The organism is Paenibacillus sp. V4I9, assembly GCF_030817295.1.
Lineage (GTDB): Bacteria > Bacillota > Bacilli > Paenibacillales > NBRC-103111 > Paenibacillus_E.
Map to the genome: position 1 here is coordinate 3,800,625 of NZ_JAUSZE010000001.1, position 18,711 is coordinate 3,819,335.

Consider the following 18,711-nt stretch of genomic DNA (forward strand, 5'->3'; position numbering starts at 1 on the left):
TTCTAATTCACATGCGGTTAAGTGGCAGCAGTTTACGATACAGCTCATCCACCGATTGCATGCGGTATATAAATTCTTTCTCTTTTCCCTGTTCTATGATGACTATACACGGTACACTGCTAATTTGCCATTCACGAGTAATTTGCGGAAGAAAGTTAATATTACTCTTTACAAGCGGTAAGAAAGGCAGCATTGTCATAATGATATCCAACATTCGCTCCGTCACTTTGCATGTACCGCAAAAAGGAGTGTATAAAAAAACGGCAAAAGAACCCTCTTGCGTTCTGCTTAGTCGCTCTAACAGCTCCTGCCCAGTTAATTCCTGCATACTAGCTCCCTCTTTCATCCAACCAAGCTAAACTATCTACCGCATAAGCGATGAGATGAGGGAAATCATCAATTTGACTTTCATCTACTTTGCGTCCGAAGGATAGTGTAATTTGATTATGATAGAAAATTGGATGTAGGCCATATTCATAAGAAAGAAGCTGAATGACTTGAGGACGCTGCTCCCAAATGGCACCTAATTGCTCTTCGATATAAGGGCACTCGATATCTGGGTTTTTAACTTTGGTAAAAAGCTTAATGATCAACGTACAGCCTGGTTTGGCTGATGGATTTTCTAAAATTTCAGCGGCTAAATCACTCAAATGAACATGCAGGTTAATTTCGGCTTTGCTTGGTTTATCGATCTTTCGGGCAAATTCAATCGCATAAGTGCGTGACATCGAGGATAGATCAACTTGATCTTGCCGCCGCGTAATGATAATTTTACCGTCCAAATCCAAGTCATAGACAGCTCCCTCAAGCACAACCTTAATATTGTCATAGATCGTTGGATCAAACATCCCCTACACCTTCTTTCATCTTTTCTTAGATTCGATTATACTAAAAGCATACCACGTAAAGAAGGTGTTCCTATGTCAGACAAGCCTGAAGATCAACTGGGTGAAGAACAAGGCCCAAAAAAAGTTAGTTTAGCTGATGCCATTAAGCAGAAACTTGCCCAGAAGAAAGCGGATCAAGCCGCTGCACGCGCAAACCCGAAACAAGCTGGAAACAATAATCAAAGCGGCAAAAGTCAAATGACCAAAAAAGTAAACAATCAACGCCGTCGTACTGGCGGCAGCTAAACGTCGCTTTGCGTAGGCAAAAGCGCCCTGAGAGTAATACGTCAGGGCGCTTTTCATTTATCATTATGCGTATTGCGCTTCGCGTTGTTTTTGCACATCTTCGCTTTCTAGGTATTCATCATAGGTGAACATTTTATCGATGAGTCCTTTAGGCGTGATTTCCATAATGCGTGTGGCAATCGTTTGGATGAACTGATGGTCATGGGAGACGAATAGAATCGTTCCGTCGAAGTCAACAAGACCATTGTTCAACGCAGTAATGGACTCCAAATCCAAATGGTTCGTAGGCTCATCAAGAATGAGGACATTGGATCCGCTTAGCATCATTTTGGAGAACATGCAGCGTACTTTCTCTCCACCCGATAGCACGTTTGCTTTCTTCAGCGCTTCTTCGCCTGAGAACAGCATACGGCCTAGGAAGCCGCGCAAGAAAGATTCATCTTGGTCTTTGGAGTATTGACGAAGCCAATCCACCAAAGTTAAATCAGAGTTGAAATAGTCTTGGCTGTCTTTAGGGAAGTAAGCTTGGGAAGTTGTAATCCCCCATGTGTACGTACCCTCATCAGCTTCCATTTCACCCATCAGAATTTTGAATAGCGTCGTTTTGGCGATGCCGTCCGGGCCTACAAAGGCAACTTTATCCCCTTTATTGATGGTGAACGAAATGTTGTCTAACACCTTTACGCCATCAATCGTTTTGGACAATTTCTCAACAGCCAGCAGCTGCTTACCCGCTTCACGCTCACCTTTGAAGTGAATGAACGGATATTTACGGCTGGATGGTCTAATATCTTCAAGAGTAAGCTTCTCGAGTTGTTTTTTACGGGATGTAGCTTGCTTCGATTTAGAGGCATTAGCGCTAAAGCGTGCGATAAAGGCTTCCAACTCTTTACGTTTTTCTTCGGTTTTCTTGTTCGCATCTCTCGTCAAACGAAGTGCCAGTTGGCTGGACTCATACCACCAGTCGTAGTTACCGACGTACATTTGAATTTTACCAAAATCAATATCCGCAATATGAGTACATACTTGGTTCAAGAAGTGACGATCATGGGATACAACGATAACAGTACCTTCAAAGCGGGAAAGGAAGTTCTCCAGCCAACGAATGGACTCTAAGTTCAAATGGTTGGTAGGCTCATCCAGCAGCAAAATATTCGGATTGCCGAACAAAGCTTGCGCTAAGAGAACACGTACTTTCTCATTGCCATCAAGGTCTTTCATTTTCGTGTCATGGATAGAAGTCGGGATACCAAGACCGATGAGTAGCTCAGCTGCATCCGATTCTGCCTGCCAGCCATCTAGATCCTGGAATTCACCTTCGAGTTCAGCCGCTTTCATGCCATCTTCTTCTGTAAAATCAGCTTTGGCATACAAAGCATCTTTCTCTTCCATAATTTTAAACAAGCGAGCATGACCCATCATGACGGTTTTCAAAACTTCGATTTCGTCAAACTCGTAATGGTTTTGTTTCAAAACAGCCATTCTCTCACCAGGTGTTATGTTGACTTCGCCTGTGTTGGGCTCAATCTCACCGGAAAGAATTTTCAGAAAAGTTGATTTACCGGCACCATTTGCTCCGATAAGTCCGTAGCAGTTACCCGGTGTAAATTTGATATTGGCGTCCTCGAATAGGGCTCTCTTGCCGTAACGAAGCGTCACGTTATTAACATTAATCATGTTTAGTACATACCTGCCTTTATAGTAGTTTGTTCTATCATAACATAATATAGGGATCTTTGATCGAAGATTAAAGTCTCACCTTTTTGGGATCTTTGATCGAAGATTAAAGTCTCACCTTTTTGGGATCTTTGATTAAAGATTGGACTCTAGCTTACTTGTTTCGTTCTATTTCCTCTAGCAACTCGGATAAATAAGTCCATCTTTCCATCGCCGCTTCCAAATCCACTGCGGTTTGCTGCTCTTGCTCATACAGCTCACGAACTCGGTCAAAGTCACTGCCAGCCGCTTCAATTTGTTTTTTCAAACCAGCCGCCTTGTCTTCCAGAGAAGCTATCGTACTCTCAATTTCGTCCCATTCCTTCTGTTCTTTGAAAGTTAGCTTCTTCGGACGGTTCGAATTCGATGTGCCCCCTGCTGCCGCAGGACTGCTAATATCTGCTGTTGAAGCTGTGTTAGAAACACCACCAGACTTGGCAGAGCTCGCATTACGCATCACTTCTTTCCGTGCCTGATCCGCTTCTGCCTGCTCCTGCTTCTCTTCCAAGTAATCGGAGTAGTTGCCAATGTAAGGCTCGATCTGGCCTTTGCCATCAAATGCAAATAGATGCGAAACCGTACGATCCAAAAAGTATCGATCATGGGAAACCGTAATAACGGCCCCAGGAAATTGATCCAGATAATCTTCCAGTATGGTCAAAGTTTGGATATCCAAGTCGTTGGTCGGCTCATCCAGAAGCAGTACGTTCGGTTCTCCCATAAGTGTGCGGAGCAAATAAAGTCTGCGCCGTTCACCGCCGGAGAGCTTTCCGATCGGCGACCACTGCAGGGTTGGCGAAAAGAGGAAGCGTTCGAGCATTTGCGACGCCGAAATGGTCTCTCCATCAGCTGTGCGGATCTGCTCCGCAGCCTCCTTGATGTACTCGATGACGCGCATCTTCTCATCCATCTCGACGTTCTCTTGCGTGTAGTAAGCAAGCTTCACGGTCGTGCCGGTCTCGATCGTCCCGCTGTCGGGCTGAATACGCCCGGCCAGCATGTTCAGCAGCGTCGATTTGCCGCTGCCGTTCGGACCGATGATGCCGAGGCGGTCTCTCGGCATCACGATGTAGCTGAAGCCGCTCAGCAGCGGCTTCCCGCTCTCGAAAGCTTTGGTGACGTCTTCCAGCTCCATCACCTTCTTGCCAAGACGGCTGCCAGCCAGCGCCATGTCAAGCTTCTCCCCGGGACCATCCACCTTGCGGTCCCGCAATTCCTCGGCGCGCCCAATACGCGCCTTCTGTTTCGTCGTGCGCGCCTTCGCGCCGCGGCGAAGCCAAGCCAGCTCGCGGCGCAATAGATTCTGCCGCTTATCTTCGCTGGACGCTTCTGACTCCATCCGCTCCGACTTTTTCTCGAGGAACCACTCGTAGTTCCCCTCGTAGCTGTAGATCTTACCCCGGTCCAGCTCCAGAATGCGGGTGGTTACCCGCTCTAGGAAGTACCGGTCATGGGTAACGAGCAGCAAGGCTCCGCGCCATTTGCTGAGGAATTCCTCGAGCCAGATGGCCGTCTCGTTATCAATATGGTTCGTCGGCTCATCGAGGATGAGCAGGTCGGCGGGCCCAATCAGAACGCGCGCCATGGCAACGCGCTTGCGCTGACCGCCGGACAGCTGGCCGACGGGCTTGTCGAACTCGCTGATGCCTAGCTTCATCAGCACGGTTTTGGCCAAGGTGCTGGCTTCCCAGGCACCTTGCTCATCCATGCGCGACTGGGCGCTGAATAGTCGCGTTTGTTTCTTCTCGTTGGAGGCATCTAGCGTAAGTTCAGCAAGCGCAAGCTCATAGTCGCGAAGCGTCTTCATGAGCGGCGTATCGCCGTGGAATACTTGCTCAAGAACCGTAGAGTTCGGATCGAACTCAGGGTTCTGTGGCAAGTATTCCACCCGAAAATGGTTCGCGTGCACGAGCTTGCCGCGATCCGCTGTTTCCAGCCCCGCCAGCAGCTTCAGCAGCGTGGATTTGCCTGTTCCGTTCACGCCAATGAGACCGATGCGCTGCTTCTCGTTCACCGTGAACGAAATATCATCGAACAGCACCTTTTCGCCGAATGTCTTCGTTATATTAACTGCACTAAGTATATTCATGCGCGGACCGGCTCCATGATATAAGCCGCAAGAAGGGCTGCTGTATTCACTACAGCATCCATATGCGTTCTCTCCATGCTATGTGACGCATGAACGCCAGGTCCCACCAACGCAGCACGAATATCGCGTCCACCTCTAAGCGCGGCAGATGCATCAGAACCGTATCGCGGATAAATATCAACGGCATAACCGATTTCCAGTTTCTCGGCTAGCTCAATCATTTTCGAAGTCATCTGATAATCATAAGGACCCGAGGAATCCTTCGCGCAAATCGATACATCGCGCTCGCTTCCGCTCAAATCATCACCAAGAGCACCCATATCCACGGCAATAAAATCCGTAATATCTTCAGGAATAAAGGAAGAACCATGACCTACCTCTTCATAATTGGAGAAGAACAGCTTGATCGTAAATTCAGGCTTCAAGCCCTCATCTTTGATCAGTTTTAAAAGCCCAAATAAGGAAGCAACACTCGCTTTATCATCCAAATGACGCGACTTCACGAAGCCATTTTCCTTCACTTGTACACGCGGATCGAACGAAATATAATCCCCCACTCGAATGCCAAGATCCTGAACCTCTTTTTTGGACTTCACAAGCTCATCAATACGTACTTCCATATTGGCTTCATCCCGTTTGTACTCTCTGGCGTCTTCATATACGTGCACAGATGGTCTCGACGTCAGAATAGTCCCATCATAAACGCGTTCATCACGCGTATGAATTTGAACGTATTCATTTTCAATAGCGCCCATCATAAAGCCGCCCAATGAAGTAATTTTCAAAGTGCCATTTTCTTTGATCGAACGCACCATAGCACCGAGTGTATCCACGTGAGCAGAAATACCAATGACACGGTCTTGGCTGGTACCAGGGATCGTTACAATGCCGCAGCCCTTATTCGTATATGTAAGCTCGAATCCGAGCTTATTCACTTCTTGTTCAACTTTTTGCATAACGTGATGCGTGTAACCAGTTGGACTTGGAGTCCGCAGCAACAGCTCTAGAATTTCTGTCATATAAGCTTTATTTAAGTTTGTTTTCACTCGGGATTCCTCCCTTTTCTATATTATTAGATTTCCTCTAAAGACATAAAAAACAGTGCAGCCTAGGATTCATACACAAGTTGATGACACAAGTCACAAACAAGTCTCTTCTAGTGATACTACACTGTTCCCCTATGTTTTTCAAACTAGATTAGCTTACAAAATCAACGCAAATGGACGTTCCATCAAGGACTGTCTTCATATGGGCTTTCACTTCTTCATGAACGGGATGAGTGTCATACACCTTGAGATCCTCTAAAGAATCAAATTTGGTAATCAAAGCAATATCATACGAACGTTCCAGATGCAAAATGTCGGTCCCAACCTCAATATACCGCAGGACCGGAATTTTACCTTCCATGTTCGTAAGTACAGCCTTTGTTACTTCAACTGCTTCTGGACTGCGATCTTTGAGCTTAAAAAACACAACGTGAGTTAACATGAATGATTTCCCCCTAATTGGTTACTTTTGCAGACCATTCTTCAACATCCCACACTCTTGTTACCCAACCTTCATAAAATTCAGGTTCGTGACACACGAGCAGGACGGTACCTTTATATTCTTTCAAAGCCCTTTGAAGCTCTTCTTTGGCAACAACGTCCAAATGGTTCGTAGGCTCATCGAACAACAACCAGTTGCTTTCTCTCATAAGAAGTTTACAAAGCCTTACTTTCGATTGTTCACCACCGCTAAGCTTACTCATAGCACGTGTGATGTGCTCATTTTTGAGCCCTACCCTTGCAAGTGCCCCTCTGACCTCATTTTGAGTCATCGAAGAGAACTCGTTCCATACGTCATCGATCGGTGTCATATTCGGAGCTTTAATCTCTTGTTCGAAATAGGCAGGACTCAAGTAGTCTCCACGGTACGTTTTACCGTTGAAAGGCTCCAGCTTACCAAGAATCGTTTTGAGAAGTGTAGATTTACCTACACCGTTGCATCCGACAATAGCAATTTTCTCGCCGCGCTCAATCGTTACATTCATCTTCGGTAAAAGAGGACGATCATAACCGATTTCCAAGTTTTCCGCCTCAAAAACAACTCTGCTGCTTGAGCGTGATTCTTTGAACACAAAAGTCGGCTTCATAGCCGTCTCTGGACGCTCAATTCGGTCAATCTTATCAAGTTGTTTCTCCCGGCTCTTGGCACGGGTTGAAGTTGACGCCCGCGCTTTATTACGCGCGATGAAATCTTCCTGTTTTTTAATGTACTCTTGCTGCTTTTCATAAGCGTCAATATGCTGTGTTTTGTTCATTTCAGCCATATCCAGAAATTTCTCGTAATTCGCCGTATAACGTGTCAGCTTCGTGAATTCCAAGTGGTATACCACGTTAACGACTTCATTCATGAATTCAGTGTCATGTGAAATCAACATAAAGGCAAACGGATAATCTTTAAGGTACATTTTCAACCATTCAATATGCTCAACGTCCAAATAGTTGGTTGGCTCATCCAAAAGAAGAACAGTCGGTTTCTCCAGGAGCAATTTAGCCAAAAGAACTTTCGTCCGTTGTCCACCACTAAGGGAAGTAACATCACGGTCTAAACCAATGGCATTAAGGCCAAGACCGTTACCCATTTCTTCGATTTTCACATCCAGCATATAGAAACCGCCGATATCCAAACGCTCTTGAATTTCGCCCATTTGCTCCAGAAGAACCTCAAGCTCTTCCGGTGTGGCATCACCCATTTTCTCGGTAATCGCCATCATCTCCTTCTCCGCTTCAAAGAGAGGAAGGAAAGCATCGCGCAGAATGTCGCGAATGGTTTTGCCCGGTTCTAACACGGAATGCTGGTCCAAATATCCGTAATGAACGCGCGGCGTCCATTCAACCTTACCTGTATCTTTCAGAACTTTCCCGGTCAATATATTCATTAACGTGGATTTCCCCACACCATTAGCTCCAACAATACCAACACGCTCTCCAGCGAGCAGTCGAAAGGATACATTTTTAAATAACGTACGATCTCCAAAGCTATGGCTTAAATCTTCAATTGTCAAAAGACTCATCTCGTAATTCCAAACTCCTGTCTATTTCGAAGATAATCGCTCATACTCGCGACTTCTTATTATAACACTGCTCATGCAAGACAGGAATAGGTAAATTCATCTGGGAAGCGTATTCATTAGCTTTTATACAAAACTATGCAGAAAAACGTCCCATATGGGACGTCGCAGATCAAGCCAAATGTTAGTAACTTTGTTTTAACTTTTACAAACGAAATTTAATCTCCTGCCGCACAATTCGTATCTCGTCTCCATCCTTCAACGGGTAGGACTGATAAGTAACTAATGGTTCGCCATTTAAATAGGTCCCATTCGTTGAACCTGTATCTTTAATCATAAAACCCTCTTGATTCTTAATTATTTCAGCATGTATCCTGGAAGCTCCCGCTTCTTCCAAAACATAATCGACCTTCAAACTGGCATCGCCTCTGCCCATAGTAAAATGATCGTTATTCAAAGGAACAGTTTTAGTAGTGCCTTCAATTTGCCACTCAATCCTGGCTCCTAACGGTTGATTCATTTGTCTACCAAGGAAAACCGTAGCGTTTGGCTTCTTATGATTGAGCAAGGTCGTATGCATATGTAAATTTTGATAATAATTTTGGATATTGGTCGGCTCAATTGATAGTGCTTCTAACTTTTGATCCAGCTGCTTTTCTACAACCGGAAAGATGGGCAGGTTAACGCCATTGCTTCCTTTTATGTATCGTTGAAAGCGCGGTAATCCTAAAAATCGAATAACAAACCAAACATTCATGAGTAAAATCGATATTCCTACGGTTATTTGCATAATACCTGTAGATGGGTAGGTGAAATAATTCTGCCATAGAAACGCGGTTAGCAGAATTACTACAGCAAGGACTATCGTTCGTGACCGCCCCGATATAGAGATAAAGGATATTGGATTTCCCTGTCCTTCTTTCATTTTCGGAACACTATTGGGCTGCACTAACTCCTCTACTGAGGTATTGATCTGAACTTGCTGCTGACCCTCATTCCGATTCCAAAGTGGCTTGGGCAACCCATTTTCTTTTACTGGAGGCATTTGCATGTTGAGAGGTTTTACTGTGTCTTGTTCATCATTATTATGATTAGATATCAGAGAAGCTGCTTTCAGGAGCGGTTGTTCGTCCATTAGCGCTAGAAGATTCTCCTTATATACTTGCAAGCTCTGATTCCGCGATAATGTTTCCATCCAGGAAACCACCGCGGTCCTCTCATCATCGCTCAATTTCTGTGAGAGTTGTTTCATCAAAGACTCAAGCGATTTGAAGACGGAATCTTCATCATTAATAGGTTCAAGCGGCACATAAGTCAGAAATACATCCGACCAATCACTGCCAATGAATATGAAATTATCCTTCAAAACGTATCCTGATTCAAAAAGCATGTAATTCTTACTTTCACCTAGGGCACAAACAATGGCATACATGAGCTTTGCAAAATGTTGTTTAGACAACCCTTCCACCTTCAGAACATGGGCCAGCATTCGTTTAGCCGACAAGTTATACAGTAAACTTATGCGGAAATCCACCTCTTGTATTTCTAACGGCAGAAGGTTCGGTACATCATTGGCTTCAAGCATCCTGACCTGCAAAGTTGAAAGAGTCTTTGAATCCAAACCATCTTCCTTATACAGCACCATATAATGACCATGTCGATATACAAATTCATAACGAAGTCCAAATACTTCTTGCGTCATGGATTCACCTCTCTCATAAAAACGAATAATACCAAGTCAATGCAACTCCCGGTACAACTGCATACATAAACGGAAATTTCATGTTTTTTTGATTTTTCATTCCTAGCATACTGCCCATGTCATGACAAACAACAATAGAAACTAGCCACGTAGCAAGTTTATGACCTGTTTTTATCATCTGTTTACGGATAAAGAGTAAGATAAGTCCGATAACGCCAGCACATAAAATGGCATAAAGCATCGATTGAAGGACGAATGTAAATCCCATTATCGCCCCGATTGCAGCAAAAAGCTTTACATCACCTGCACCTAGTGCACCGAAAAAATAAAGCAAAAGAAGAGCCGTAAAACCAGTAATTGCACCAATCACAGCAAAAAACACACCACTCCAACCCTCCGTAAATGCGTGGAATACGAAGCCAATCATTGTTCCACAGAAAGTAACCTTGTTTGGGATCAGTGATTTACGTGCGTCAATTACAAATGCAATGGCTATCAGTATAAATAAAATCAAATGAATCAAAGGATAAAGGTCCCTCCTAAAGTTCTGTTAATGTTCTTAGGCGCCTACCCATGCCCGCTCAACAGCCTTCTTCTTTAATATTATCGTATGACTTATAAACGGAAGCGGAAGCTTGTAGGTCATTTGAGCTTCTATACCAAAAAAGGCATCGCCACCGCTTTCCATACTCGGGAGGGTCACTGAAATGACCTTAAATTTCTCTTTCTTCATGATTGTTTGATTGCAAAATGCATAAACAATCGGCGTGAAAGCCGCATGAATGCGCGGTTTAACTTGACTTTCGTAAAGCTCGTCCAGTTCTTCTTGAGCCTTCCCCTCTCCTAATTCACGCTTTTCTTTTTCCCATTTAACAAGCTCCAGAAGTGAATTCGGAATGTAAGCGGCGTACTCATCAGCCAGATTCTCAGTGTTCTTCACTTGATCTCGAGCCGTTTGTACACGATCTACAACTGAACTCATCATTTCAGCTACGTGGCTCTGATCGAATTTCGATTTGGCTTCTTGGACAAGGAGCCGTACAGGGTATAATTGACCGGCAACCGACTTTGTTGCCTCCGATACCTCTGCTTGCAGCTCCATTTCTAATACGGCAATCTGAATACATATGATTAGACCAATCACAAAAGCTAAAAAGAAGGGCAGCACCAAAGAAGCCTCCAACACCATGCCACCTTTCTGCTCATGGTGAAACTTTCTAAGCATAAACAGCCCCCTTTTCTTCAATAAGCTACAGCTGAAGTACTGCTGAACCGGCACCGGTTCCCTTGTACTTTACACCCCAGTAACCCAGTTCCATCTAGCAGCTTCATGATTTGCGGGATAAACCACAACCTCACTTCGCTTGATCCGTTTCCCTGAATATACGTCGTTTCTTGAACCAAATTCTTACCCGTTTGCAGTTCGATAAGTGCCTGCATTCTAGCCATAAGTTTCGTATTATTACTGTGTAAAAGCAGAAAAATGCGTAAATAGTCTTTGTACGTCAAACTTAAAGCTGATGTTGTGATTTTCGCAGATAACTCTACAGCTTCACCTTTTGTTAATTTATTCATGTCTTGAAAAGCTTCCAGCGCGCCTTCCGCGGCAGCGGCCAATAGCACGAGTAAAGGTGAGCCTATACCGAGCAGCTCTTTTTTCGGATCTAGGAGTGCCTCTACTGTACGGATCGCCATCCGGAATCCAAACATTTCAGCATAAGCGGACGAAATATTAGCCCCGCAGGAAGAGAATCCATATAACAGATACTCAACCTCTTGATTTGCCAACATATGCGAACCTGGATCCACCAGCTCATTGGACAATTTGGGTTGACCCGCAGGGTCTTTTTCCAATCCATATGTACGGTAATTAAATTTCGTAAGGGCAAATTCATTCACATATAGCTCATTTCTCATCGATTCCGCCGCGTTATTAAACGACTCAAGCATCCCCATCGCTTTTAAGCTTACAGGTTCTGGTTTCTCTAAATCATAAGCAATCTCGCTGCCTACTATCGTATCTTGAGCATTAGCTTCTCGATACTTTTGGTACAATCCTTTCTCACCCGCTTCATGTCCGGTATCCCCCTGAAGGCGGTTGTATAGTTCAGTGTAGCTACTCTGAGTATTCGGCAAACTGCAAGAACCGATTGATTGTTTCGCTTGATCCAAAACGGCTTGTATCTTGTTTTTTTGCTGACGCTTATTCGTTGCCGTTGCCTCATTTTTGTCCATTCTTGTCTTCTCCAAAATACTTTGCTGTTTATTGAATTCACTAGATTCAGAAAAATAAGCATTATTCGCTAGGTTTGCTCTGCTTGTATTATCAGATGTGTATAGATATACGGAATTAATAACTTCTTGGAACGCAGTAAATAACGCAGTTATGCTGGCTATGGCTGTTTGATATCTGTAGAAATAATCATCACCCATAACAGGAACATTTTGAAACACTTCATAGGCACCAGAGGCTCCACCTTGTGTTCCACTTCCCGAACCTTGATTTATCCCATTTAACTTCGTACGTATCTCGTCATTTCGATGCTTTGCTAGTCGTAGAGCTGGTTCAATTGTTTGCTGTAATAGCTGGATTTCTCTACCGTTAGCCGGAATCTCCAGCTTCGTAGCAGCTAGGAGTGCTGCGTACTTAATGATCAGTTGCAACAACGCTTCTAGCTCATTTAACTTCTGGGTTAAGACCTGTGCCTGAGATCCTAATATTTGTTTAGAAGCTGCGAGGGATTGTATGCCAGCCACAGCGCCAGGTCCAGCTTGGCTTAGTGCTGCTATTGACATATCCAGATCCCGTATGGAATCTTGAATGGATCTCAACTGATTCTTCACTTCTACGATTTCACTTCTCACTTCATCTGCTGTATGAATGCCGATTTGTGCAGCTAATTCGTCTAATTCGGTGATGCGTTTTTGATAATAAGCATGATACTTCGATATTTTTTCAATCAGCTCTTCGCTGCTCTGCCAAGCTTCATCTAGCGCGCTTTCTCTTTGATCAATGAGTTTCTCAAGCTCCGCCGCTTCTTTCGAAAACTGAGACCCAAGGTGAAAAGGGGCTTTCGTCCCGCTTTTCCGAAACTTATCGGTAATCTCAAGTGTGTACTCGATCGGAGCCTTGATCTTCATATCCTCCAGCACCTGCCGCTCAAAAATCGTATGACTTGCCAATGTGTACACCGGGGTAACACGCATGCCATTCTCTACAGGTCTTGTATCCACATAATGAAATGCTCCTGGCGATACTTGACCTGACAAATTACTTGCAAAAACCTTCCGGAATAACGCCTCCGTTTCATCCTGCGAAATGCCAAGACCATAGAGTCCCATCGCTTGCAGCTCTGTATCGTAAGCTGACATAACCGATCGCGCTGCAGCTTTGACCGCTGATTCCGTCTCTTTTTCAGCCAGCTTAATTCTTGCGAAATCAATGAGTACAGCTTGAAATAAGAAAATCGGCACAATAATGAGAATCAGATAGACAGAAACTGCACCTCTTTCTGAACGAACAAATTTCCTCAAAAACTCCCCCCTTTCTAATTATGGATAACAACAACTATCCCTTTGCGCTCAAGCTCCTTACGAAATGAATTAGAGGGCATTCCTTTGCCGCTAGCATCTTTTTTGAAAAAGTGCCACACAATGCCTTTCACTTGTGACCTTTCATCGAGGAGCTCTATATCCTTAGGCAGCTGCTCGGTACGAAGCTGAAATTCCGTCATATTGTAAAAAGCCTGATGACCAATACCTCGAGCATCCAGCGCATCGATCGTTCTGCTTTTTCCTGATGTTGTCGTCAAAATGACCTCAGTGCCCCCAACCAGTGATTTCAAGTATGCCGCGGCTTGACGCTCTGATTGGATCGACACACTAGGTCCAGACAAGTTATCTTGAATAGGTTCTACGAGTGCCTCTCTCGCCTTTTGAGGGGAAATTCGACCTTTAATCGCTTTGAAATACGTTCGTGTAATATCCGTTAATCGAATGAGTTCTACCGGTTCCACAACATGTGAAACGGCCCTGCCAGTTGTTTGCTCAGAATCCAACCATCTCTTTAGCTGCTTCGGCATAAGAAATGACTTTTTCAATTTCACCTCAACCTGATGATCAAAAAGATAGTTCGCGTATTTTGCAGTTCCCGTCACTCCCTGAGGTAGTAAAGCTGAGGATTTGGCAAGTTTATTCGCTACGTGACCACTAGCACTGACCGAGGGAATAATGACTTCTGTTGTGCCACTACCACTCAGCATTCCGAATAAATCTGTCACACTATCATGTGTAAGTCGCCAATAAAGGCCATCTGTTTTACTGGGGTTAAAGTTTCCTGTCACCAAATCTTTGTGGCTATTATTCCACGTAAAGGCAAGACGCTCAGCCGCAGTCCTCGCAAGCTGCTGAACAAATACGTTCTGGTACGCATACATGCCCACAAAAAGAAGCGTAACCGTGCAAAGTAGAATCAGCGGAAATACAAGAGAAGCTTCTAACGTAAAGCTTCCCTGCTCACTAACGCGAAGACTCAGTAAACGCCTATGGCGCACAGCTAGTTGTTGGACTAGGCGCACAAGGAACTACTGCACTGTTGTCTTTCAAATCAGAGTTGGCATCCCCAATTAACTTCTGAAACCACGAGACGATCCATTTTCTGAAAATGATTGCAATAGCTACAAGCACAGCAACGATCAATAAAATCTCCAAAGTGCCTAATCCTTCTTCATCTTCCCAAAACTGTTTCAGCCAATCTAACGCCGTTTTCATCTCTACATACCTCCATTATTGTTTCATCATAAGTAAAGCTGGGGCCGCAACAATAACCATCACGACAACGAAAATGAGCACCATGGGAAATACAAGCTTCGATGATGCTTCCTCACCTAATGTTCGTGACACCGACTTCCTTCTTTGCCAAAGATCCAACGAAAGTGCGTGAAGCGCGACAACAAAATCACTACCACCTGATCCAGGAAAATAAAGTTCGTTATTCAATGTCCGGTATTTAAGCGGTTTTCAAGATTGTTAACACTCAAAATTAGTTTGTTACTCAAAGGATTTTTTCAAATTGAAATGTGACAAATGTGGAAAATAAAGATCGTTAGTGATATTCACTTTTGTAAAACATTCACCTTTTCAAACTAATTTCAGATTCAAAATAACCAAGACCTTTCCTTATTGTCTTGGTTATTTTTTATAATTTATTTTTAATTACAAAAAATCATGTTTTTGTTTCGCTCGTGAAAAAGCATATCTCTTCTTAGTCACTATCAGAACAAACGTTCACGTGTATTAATCGACGGTAAATCCTTTCCCGAATGTCTAAATACTTGCATTAATCTTCTTAGTAGGCAAATTTTCAAGTGCCCACTCAGGATCCAAAGTCAAGATTTTTTTATAAACATGAGAGCCTAGAATCTCTATTATTTTTGTTCGATTTATCTCCGGATGGTTTTCACGTAATTTTCTGACTTTCTCTTTTTGAACTCCCAGCCACCATTCAGAATATTCTTTGCAGACTCGTAAAGTCCTAAAGATTTCAAAAGTGTTATTTTTATAATATAAATTAACATACCTTTTAACCAGATGATTTTCTATTCCTAACCTCCTCGAAACTTCATTATAATTTCTACATTCTTCAAAAATTTCGATAAGACTTTTAAACCACTGCAAATCCTTGCTATTTTTCCTGAGATTGATATTTTTAAAGTCAATTGATTTTCGATAGTTTTTTGTTTTGCCTATTGTTCTAGTTATATCCGTTTGATTTTTTTTAAAATAGTGACGCTTCCACGAATCTCCCACCTTGATTATAGTTGTTGAGTTGGCTATTTCTTCACCATCTTTGAATCCTTTTACATAGGTCAAATCACAAATGGCACATTTAAATGTTCCAACATACCTCTTAGTGGTATGACAATATCGCCTAATACAGTACTTTATTGCGTTTTCACCATAACTTGAGCATACCTCATTAATACAAATCCAAGGACCGTTACCAAAAGGAATAAGTGTACTGATTTGAGGAACATTATTTGATTTAATAAAATTCAAACAAGATCCAGCGAATATCCTCATTACTAATACTTGCGTGAAAACATGAATCATATTAGAACTGAATAATATTGAACTAAAATGCTTTGGATCATTGAGAAGAATAAATTCCTTCTCCTCAAAATCGCATCTCTTAATCAGTGTTTTTAATTCACTAATTATATCCATGTTATTAAACCTATGATTTTTTGAGTTAACCAATCCTTTTGACAGTCCAAATAATAGAAATCGATCACTTAAAAAAACCTTAGATTTATTAGGGTAAGAAGAAAATAAAAATATAATTTCTTCCGCTATAGAACTAAGTAATTTTATTTGCTCCGTGACCATATGGCACTGACTTAGATAGAACTCGCTTACATCGTTAAAACAAATGGAGCAATTTTTAGTTACTATTTGGTACTTATTAGATATAGACAATACCGATTCGCAATACGGACAAACTGAAATGAGTTTTCTATTGTGTTTAGAACAAACACTTATATTTCTTAATTGATGTATACGATGTATATATGCCTCACCAAATGTTTCATAATCTTCACTAATACATTCAGGACAATACATAATTGAACTTTCTAACAAAGAATGGATAATCAACTGCCTACTAAAGTTATTCGTTAATGTATTTAGCAATAGATTATTGTAATCAAATGGGTTTAAAAACCAATTTAGAAGCGGTAAATATGTATGCTCCTGAATTATTTCATCAGATGAAGTTGAACAAATAGTAGAAAAGTAATTAATGTTTTGTGGTAAAGCTGAGTTAACTACACTTCTCCTTGAAAATAATCCAATATTGGTTGACAATATTGGATTACCTTTCCTACCAGCCAAAAAATGATATCGAAGTACAATGCTACGTATGTCTTCGTCTGGATGAAGCAACAAATTTTTGATAGCCATTTTTTATTTCACCTACCCAATTTACGTATTAAATATACCCTAATTCCTAATAATTTGCTTTTGGAGTAAAAGTGAACCAATACCACTTAATACCACTTTTGAGACATAGCATAGGGTATGTCTTCATCTTCATGCATTTATAAAGTCATAATTTTATCCTTCGATTACCGAGAAATTGAAACTTAAGATTAATTTACCCATTTAAGCACATTTAAATCCCATTCATTACCACTTTTTCCTGTAAGCCGATTATTTTACCGACAACAGCAAGTTTATACCGAACATAAAAAAGGTCAACCACAGATAGGTGGTTGACCTAAGAATACGAACTATTGGCACCATGGTACTTCCTTAATTCCTTACCTTAAACACTGTGTATTGCTAAAACATCTTTTTTAATATCAATATCACTTAGGTCAGTTGCTATTACTGGTTTACTTTTATTTCTTCCTCTTTGCTTACGCTCAATCGTCGATTTTATTTTAGCATAAGCTTGAAATGCTGCGCTTTTTAATTCAGGAAGAAGGATGTTTTTGTTCCCCTCAATTAATGATTTTACAATCAAATCAGCCTGATTCGCTGGAACCTGAGCTTCCATTAACCATTTAGTTGCTTCATATGCTATATCTACTTTATCCTTCGATTTGCTATCAGTTTCGGCATTTGCAGTCGTAAACTGTTTCTTAGCTAATTCTGATAAAGCCTTATCAAAAAACTTATCAATCTTCAAATCCTTTATATAAATATCTTTTAAAGACTCAAGCTTTGCATAATCATTGAGTTTGAGCGCTAATAGTACTGGCTTTAAAGCACACAATTCATTATCAATTACATCTCGAATTATTTGAGGAGTAAGATACTCTGTTTCATGATTGATAGCCCTCCACTGAGCAACCATAAATAGCTTAATGGCGATATCCGTAACTCCCTGGGAGTATTCATACATAGCATGATTTAACAAATCATCTATTTCAATTGGGTTACGAGTCCACTGATACTTCCATAATGCAGTTAGGAAAATTTTCCATTCTATACCAGCTGCGGAATCAGATGGTGCATCAAGAGGTCGAAATTCCATTCGCTCCCAAAATACAACTCCAAAATGCTCACAAGCCCTACGAAGCTGTCGAAACTCTTTGGATAACATTTCCCATGCTTTATTGGTTCCAATCAGCACGACTGGAATACCCAGCATATTTTTTAACGTTACAAAAAAATTAAGCATATGTTCTTCAACATCCGTATTTCCACTTAGATGTTGAATCTCATCAATGATTAAAACACCAATCATGTACGTTGCACACATTTGAGCCATGACAGGGATCATTTGTTCTACAGTACCCTTTATAATAAATTTATCGTAGTGTTCATCTCCAACAAGGTCTTTTAGAACTTGAAAGAAATTTAGGCATAACGCCTTAATCGAACCCTTTGGTGGGCATTCCAGCTTTAACCAAACTATTTGTGTTGAGTTGATATTTCGCCCTTTATATTGACCATGTCGAATAACCTGAGCAGGATACATTGTCATTAGGATGTTATTTATCGCAGTCGTCTTCCCCATACCAGAGACCCCGATTATTGATAACCCTCCTCCTGAAGTCTTATAGGATTTATTATCAAATGAAACGGTTTGAGAAGTTTTCTTTGATTGCTCAAATGCCTCCATCGCCTTGGCGACATTATCGGCAGCCTCATTTCGTAATCTAACACCATTCACTGTGAGAGGATTTCGGTCAACATAACCATCACGTATCAAGATAGACAAGCTCTGCTCTATACGTAGATGGTTTTCTAGGGGTTGAACGAGCCGCGGGAGATCGTAAATACAATGAAGCCTGAGTGTTGGGTTCTTTGATCTATCCCTCTCATGGAAAGAAACTTTCTTGGTCAGTTTCTTAATTACTACAGGAACATCGTGTATTGGCTGAAGAGCTTCGATTAAAGGGTTGTCACGATATTTAGCAATCTTTGCTCTTCTATAAGAAGCCACAACATCTCCACCTCTAAGAAATGAAAGTCGTTCTTCAATAACATCCATATTATTCACCTCGTC

General features: G+C 42.0%; 16 protein-coding genes and 1 pseudogene. 1 reads left to right on the forward strand and 16 read right to left on the reverse strand.

All coding sequences use genetic code 11. The features are described from left to right. Positions 1 to 7: 7 nt before the first annotated feature. Together QFZ81_RS17885 and QFZ81_RS17890 are read right to left on the reverse strand one after the other, a co-directional pair. Positions 8 to 328, reverse strand: a complete 321-nt coding sequence (locus QFZ81_RS17885) for a thioredoxin family protein (protein WP_307442172.1) — start codon at positions 326 to 328, stop codon at positions 8 to 10. A gap of 1 nt (position 329) precedes the next feature. Beyond that, positions 330 to 848 carry a hypothetical protein gene (locus QFZ81_RS17890; RefSeq protein WP_307442171.1) on the reverse strand — a complete coding sequence of 173 codons (519 nt, stop codon included), beginning with the start codon at positions 846 to 848 and terminating at the stop codon, positions 330 to 332. Between the two features lie 72 nt (positions 849 to 920). On the opposite strand from QFZ81_RS17890, the gene QFZ81_RS17895 reads away from it, so the two are divergent. Next, a complete protein-coding gene (locus QFZ81_RS17895; protein ID WP_047677062.1) occupies positions 921 to 1,133 on the forward strand; it encodes a hypothetical protein in 213 nt (70 codons plus the stop codon). Positions 1,134 to 1,196: 63 nt separating this feature from the next. On the opposite strand, the gene QFZ81_RS17900 is transcribed toward QFZ81_RS17895, so the two are convergent. The 14 genes and pseudogenes from QFZ81_RS17900 to QFZ81_RS17965 form a co-directional block, all read right to left on the reverse strand. After that, positions 1,197 to 2,810, reverse strand: a complete 1,614-nt coding sequence (locus QFZ81_RS17900) for an ABC-F family ATP-binding cassette domain-containing protein (protein WP_307442170.1) — start codon at positions 2,808 to 2,810, stop codon at positions 1,197 to 1,199. Positions 2,811 to 2,964: 154 nt separating this feature from the next. Beyond that, the gene (locus tag QFZ81_RS17905; protein ID WP_307442168.1) at positions 2,965 to 4,938 is read right to left on the reverse strand and encodes an ABC-F family ATP-binding cassette domain-containing protein; all 1,974 of its coding nucleotides are present in this window, start codon (positions 4,936 to 4,938) and stop codon (positions 2,965 to 2,967) included. Next, on the reverse strand, positions 4,935 to 5,984 hold the full coding sequence (locus QFZ81_RS17910) for a M42 family metallopeptidase (RefSeq protein WP_307442165.1): 1,050 nt from the start codon (positions 5,982 to 5,984) through the stop codon (positions 4,935 to 4,937). Before QFZ81_RS17910 ends, QFZ81_RS17905 begins: the two co-directional genes overlap by 4 nt. 151 nt (positions 5,985 to 6,135) lie before the next feature. Next, complete coding sequence (locus QFZ81_RS17915; protein ID WP_307442164.1) at positions 6,136 to 6,426, reverse strand: Dabb family protein; 291 nt, start codon at positions 6,424 to 6,426, stop codon at positions 6,136 to 6,138. Between the two features lie 13 nt (positions 6,427 to 6,439). Beyond that, the gene (locus QFZ81_RS17920; RefSeq protein ID WP_057302386.1) at positions 6,440 to 7,996 is read right to left on the reverse strand and encodes an ABC-F family ATP-binding cassette domain-containing protein; all 1,557 of its coding nucleotides are present in this window, start codon (positions 7,994 to 7,996) and stop codon (positions 6,440 to 6,442) included. 202 nt (positions 7,997 to 8,198) lie between these two features. Next, entirely contained in the window at positions 8,199 to 9,695 is a 1,497-nt protein-coding gene (locus tag QFZ81_RS17925) for a DUF6382 domain-containing protein (protein ID WP_307442162.1), read from the reverse strand. 13 nt (positions 9,696 to 9,708) lie between these two features. Further along, a complete protein-coding gene (locus QFZ81_RS17930; protein WP_307603788.1) occupies positions 9,709 to 10,218 on the reverse strand; it encodes an A24 family peptidase in 510 nt (169 codons plus the stop codon). Positions 10,219 to 10,254: 36 nt separating this feature from the next. Beyond that, on the reverse strand, positions 10,255 to 10,920 hold the full coding sequence (locus QFZ81_RS17935; protein WP_307603790.1) for a TadE/TadG family type IV pilus assembly protein: 666 nt from the start codon (positions 10,918 to 10,920) through the stop codon (positions 10,255 to 10,257). Positions 10,921 to 10,937: 17 nt separating this feature from the next. Next, complete coding sequence (locus QFZ81_RS17940; protein ID WP_307442158.1) at positions 10,938 to 13,229, reverse strand: hypothetical protein; 2,292 nt, start codon at positions 13,227 to 13,229, stop codon at positions 10,938 to 10,940. A 14-nt stretch (positions 13,230 to 13,243) separates the two neighbouring features. Beyond that, the gene (locus tag QFZ81_RS17945) at positions 13,244 to 14,272 is read right to left on the reverse strand and encodes a TadE family protein (protein WP_307603792.1); all 1,029 of its coding nucleotides are present in this window, start codon (positions 14,270 to 14,272) and stop codon (positions 13,244 to 13,246) included. Beyond that, entirely contained in the window at positions 14,238 to 14,465 is a 228-nt protein-coding gene (locus QFZ81_RS17950; protein WP_171647036.1) for a Flp1 family type IVb pilin, read from the reverse strand. The genes QFZ81_RS17945 and QFZ81_RS17950 overlap by 35 nt, the downstream gene beginning before the upstream one ends. A gap of 15 nt (positions 14,466 to 14,480) precedes the next feature. Continuing rightward, a pseudogene (locus tag QFZ81_RS17955) lies at positions 14,481 to 14,663 on the reverse strand (type II secretion system F family protein); the annotation flags it as partial. A gap of 357 nt (positions 14,664 to 15,020) precedes the next feature. Then, positions 15,021 to 16,655, reverse strand: a complete 1,635-nt coding sequence (locus QFZ81_RS17960; RefSeq protein WP_307603794.1) for a TnsD family Tn7-like transposition protein — start codon at positions 16,653 to 16,655, stop codon at positions 15,021 to 15,023. Between the two features lie 364 nt (positions 16,656 to 17,019). After that, the gene (locus QFZ81_RS17965) at positions 17,020 to 18,696 is read right to left on the reverse strand and encodes an ATP-binding protein (RefSeq protein WP_307603796.1); all 1,677 of its coding nucleotides are present in this window, start codon (positions 18,694 to 18,696) and stop codon (positions 17,020 to 17,022) included. Positions 18,697 to 18,711: the final 15 nt, after the last annotated feature.